The 4,347-nt window shown below is 69.9% G+C and carries 2 protein-coding genes; both read right to left on the reverse strand.

Annotated features, from left to right (window positions below; genetic code table 11):
- Window positions 1-70: 70 nt before the first annotated feature.
- Entirely contained in the window at window positions 71-2,188 is a 2,118-nt protein-coding gene (locus tag ACIQTP_RS46840; RefSeq protein ID WP_403412339.1) for an alpha-1,4-glucan--maltose-1-phosphate maltosyltransferase, read from the reverse strand.
- Between the two features lie 194 nt (window positions 2,189-2,382).
- The gene (locus tag ACIQTP_RS46845; RefSeq protein WP_403412341.1) at window positions 2,383-3,585 is read right to left on the reverse strand and encodes a S8 family peptidase; all 1,203 of its coding nucleotides are present in this window, start codon (window positions 3,583-3,585) and stop codon (window positions 2,383-2,385) included.
- Between the last annotated feature and the right edge of the window lie 762 nt (window positions 3,586-4,347).

The raw sequence follows: 4,347 nt of genomic DNA on the forward strand, positions 1-4,347 counted from the left end.
TTGAACCAGTCGGGGTCGCGGTCCCTGGCCGGGGTGTCCTCGAAAGTGTCCGGAACGGGCTCGTTGACGATCATGTGGTGGGTGACCCTCCGATCTGCGGTGAGGACGGTCGCAGGACGGTGAGGATGTGCGCGGGACTATGCCCTGGCTCAAGACGCACATAGTTGGCCCTGCCCCAGTTGTAGGTCTCGCCGGTGAGCTCGTCGCGCACCGGCACGGACTCGTGCCAGTCCAGGCCGAGTTGCGGCATGTCCAACGAGACCGTCGCCTCCTGGGTGTGGTGGGGGTCGAGGTTGACCACCACCACAACCGTGTTCGATCCGCTCCCGTCCGTGACCGACTTCGAGTAGGCGATCACCGTGTCCTTGTCCGTGTGGTGGAAGTGGAGGCCGCGCAATTGGCGCAATGCGGGACTGCGCCGACGGACGGCGTTGAGCGCCCTCAGCAATGGCGCGATGCTACGGCCCTCCCGTTCCGCCGACTCCCAATCCCGCGGACGCAGTTGGTACTTCTCGGAGTTCAGGTACTCTTCGCTGCCCGTACGCAGCGGGGTGCTCTCGCAGAGCTCGAAGCCGCTGTAGACGCCCCAGGTCGGAGACAGCGTCGCGGCGAGCACCGCACGCAGTTCGAAGGCCGGACGCCCGCCGCGCTGAAGGAACTCGTGCAGGATGTCCGGGGTGTTCACGAAGAAATTGGGCCGCATGTAGGCGGCCGCCTCCCCCGACAGCTCACTGAGGTAGTCGGTGAGTTCCTCCTTCGTGTTGCGCCAGGTGAAATACGTATACGACTGCTGGAAGCCGATCGCCCCCAGCGTGCGCATCATCGCGGGCCGGGTGAACGCCTCGGCCAGGAAGATCACGTCCGGGTCGGTGCGGTTGATGTCCGCGATGACCCGCTCCCAGAAGACGACCGGCTTGGTGTGCGGGTTGTCGACACGGAAGATCCGCACGCCGTGGCTCATCCAGTACCGCAGCACCCGCAGCGTCTCCTGGACCAGCCCCGGCATGTCCTGGTCGAAGGCGATCGGAAAGATGTCCTGATACTTCTTCGGCGGATTCTCCGCGTACGCGATCGACCCGTCCGCCCGGTGGTGGAACCACTCGGGATGCTTCTGCACCCACGGATGGTCCGGCGAGCACTGGAGCGCGAAGTCGAGCGCGATCTCCAGCCCCTCCCGCTCCGCCCGCCCCACGAAGGCGTCGAAGTCGTCGATCGTGCCGAGGTCCGGGTGAACGGCGTCGTGCCCGCCCTCCGGAGACCCGATCGCCCAGGGCACACCGACGTCGTAGGTCCCCGCCGAGAGCGTGTTGTTGGGCCCCTTGCGATAAGTGGTCCCAATCGGATGAATGGGCGGCAGATACACGACATCGAAGCCCATCCGCGCGATGGCGGGCAGCCGCTCGGCGGCGCTGCGGAAGGTGCCGTGCACCGGCGGATCGAGATAGCCGCTCTCCGAACGCGGAAAGAACTCGTACCAGGAGCCGTACAGCGCCCGCTCGCGCTCCACCAGCAGGGGCAACGGCTCCGAGCTGCTGACCAGCTCGCGCAGCGGATGGCGGGCGAGGACCTTGTCCACTTCAGGGGTGCGGGCGGCGGCGAGCCGGGCCGCTGCCGGACGGCCGACATCCCGCAGCGCGTCCGCAGCGGCGAGGACGACATCCCTTCTGCCCTTGCTCTTCGGCACTCCGGCGGCGGCGCGCTCGTACAGCCGGGCGCCCTCCTCCAGGACCAGTTCCGTGTCGATGCCCGCCGGGATCTTGATCCCCGCGTGGTGGCGCCAGGTGGAGACCGGATCGCTCCAGGCCTCCACGGTGTACGTCCAGTGGCCGGTCGTCCCGGCGGAGACGGTGGCGCCCCAGCGGTCGGTGCCGGGGGCGAGTTCACGCATCGGGGCCCAGGGGCCGGTGCGGCCCTCCGGATCGCGCAGGACGACGTTCGCGGCGACGGCGTCGTGGCCTTCACGGAAGACGGTGGCCGAGACTTCGAACGCCTCGCCGACGACCGCCTTGGCCGGGCGTCGGCCTTGCAGGACGAGGGGCCGAACGTCGACGACGGGAATGCGTCCGACGCTCTCGCCCGCCTGGTCGGAGGGTGGCTCCGGGACGCGGGGGACGGCGTCGACCTTGCGTATGGGGGGTGTGTCGGAGGTGTTCGTCGGGGGTGGCGACGTGTGGTGCGTGGCGGGCATGACCGCTCCTGTCCGCGTCAACGAGGGTGGGCGGATGACGGTGTGGGGAGGTGGGGCCTGCGGGGCGTACCGGGGGAGCCTTCCCACCCTATTCGGGTGAGCAATCCGGCAGGTTGCTAACTACTTACGCGTATGTCTACACACAAGACCGGCCTCGTCCGACGGGCGAGGCCGGTACCTGTTTCGGCCGTTTCCTAGGAACGGCCCACCCGCAGAAGCCTGTTCGGCGAACCGAGCCCCGCACCGCCGACCTTCCCGTACACCGCCCGCTGAACCAACGCCTTGCCCACTTGGGCCGGGGTCGCCTTCGGGTGGCCGGCGAGATAGAGCGCCGCCGCGCCCGCGACATGCGGACTCGCCATCGACGTACCGGAGAAGGTCGCCTTCCCGGTGTCGCTCGCGTACGACGCCGACGTGATCGCCACGCCGGGCGCGAACAGGTCGAGCGCCGCGCCGAAGTTGGAGAAGCTCGCCCGGGCGTCGGCCCTGTCACTCGCTGCGACCGTCAGCGCCTCCTTGACCCGGGCGGGGGAGTACAGCCCGGCGGGCAGCGCGTCGTTGCCCGCCGCGACCGAGTACGTCACTCCCGAGGCGATGGAGTTGCGTACGGCGGCATCCAGCTGGGCGTTCGGGTGGCCGCCCAGGCTCAGATTGGCGACCGCAGGCTTGTGCGCGTGCCGGGTCACCCAGTCGATACCGGCGATGACCTGCGCGGTGGTGCCGGAACCGGCGTTGTCGAGCACCCGCACGGAGACGACCTTGGCCTTCTTCGCCACACCGTAGACCGTTCCGGCGATGGTCCCGGCGACATGGGTCCCGTGCCCGTTCCCGTCCCCCGCCGCCTTGTCGTTCCCCACGAAGTCCCAGCCGTAAGCGGCCCGCCCCCCGAAGTCCTTGTGCGTGATCCGGATCCCCGTGTCGATGACGTACGCCGTCACGCCCGCGCCCGCCGACTTTGGCCACGTGTAGCCCTTGTCGAGCGGCAGAGCGGGCTGGTCGATCCGGTCCAGCCCCCAGGACGGCGGGTTCTTCTCGAAGTGGTCGAGTGCCACCCGGGTGTCCTGGACGACGGAGGCCACACGGGAGTCCGCCGCGAGCCGCCGCGCCTGCTTCTCGCTCACCTGAACCGCGTACCCGTTGAGCGCCGTGCCGTACGTGTGGCTGATTCGCGCCCCGTACTTCTCGGCGATGCCCTTACCCACCGACGACGGAGCCTTCGTACCCTCCTTGAGCGTCACGATGTAACTACCGCTGACGGAGCCGGGTTCGCCGGCGCCGAGTATCCGCCCCTCCGGAGCGGCGTGCGCGGGCAGGGTGATGGCCGAAAGCACCGCGGCCGTCGTGACCGCGGTGAGGCATCCTGCCCGGCGCAGACGCCGCCGTCTCGTCTGTGCCATGACGTGAGTTCCCCTCCTCAAGTCGGCGTACGCCGACCGGGACCGACCGTGTGCGACCTGGGTCGCCCGTACGCCACTTGGCAGCCTCTCGTGTGGTGTGAAGCACCACAAGGCCGCCCATGCGGGCGGAATCGGCCATACCCTCCGGGGGTTGGGCGGAATGGTTGCGTCGATTCCCAGCCGAGGGCTCCGCCGGTGGAGCGGGTGGGGTGAGTTCGTCGGCTGCGGGCCGGTGTGGGCCGTTCGCGCAGTTCCCCGCGCCCCTGAGGCGGGGCTGCGCCCCGCACCCCCCGTCCGTGCGATGCGTTCGGCTGACGGTCGGTGGGGGCTGGTCGCGCAGTTCCCCGCGCCCCTGAGGCGGGGCTGCGCCCCGCACCCCCCGTCCGTGCGATGCGTTCGGCTGACGGTCGGTGGGGGCTGGTCGCGCAGTTCCCCGCGCCCCTGAGGCGGGGCTGGTCGTGTGGTTCCTCGTGTCCCTGGGGCGGGCTGCGGGGTGCGGGCCGCTCGGAATTCTTGCCCCATGACCTGGTGTTTCGCTTACCCGCAGTCGGCGTCGCGCGGAAGGGGGCGTGGGGGTGGGTCGCAAGCCCGTCGCTTACGTTCGGATCGAGCAGCGGCTCGCTTGCCCGGCCCACGTCTGATCCGGCGGCGACGGGCTCGACACACCCCCACCCCCCCCCCCCCCCCCCCCCCCCCCCCCCCCCCCCCGCGGTTTAAGGAATGCCCCGGTTTGGGGAAAAACACAACCCCAGACGCGGGTGG

The sequence above is a fragment of the Streptomyces sp. NPDC090798 genome (assembly GCF_044768965.1).
GTDB lineage: Bacteria > Actinomycetota > Actinomycetes > Streptomycetales > Streptomycetaceae > Streptomyces.

What these genes read in the sequence shown, in the direction of transcription:
- ACIQTP_RS46845 (WP_403412341.1), bottom strand. Translation starts at nt 3,585, where the DNA reads ATGGCACAGACGAGACGGCGGCGTCTGCGCCGGGCAGGATGCCTCACC.
- ACIQTP_RS46840 (WP_403412339.1), bottom strand. Translation starts at nt 2,188, where the DNA reads ATGCCCGCCACGCACCACACGTCGCCACCCCCGACGAACACCTCCGAC.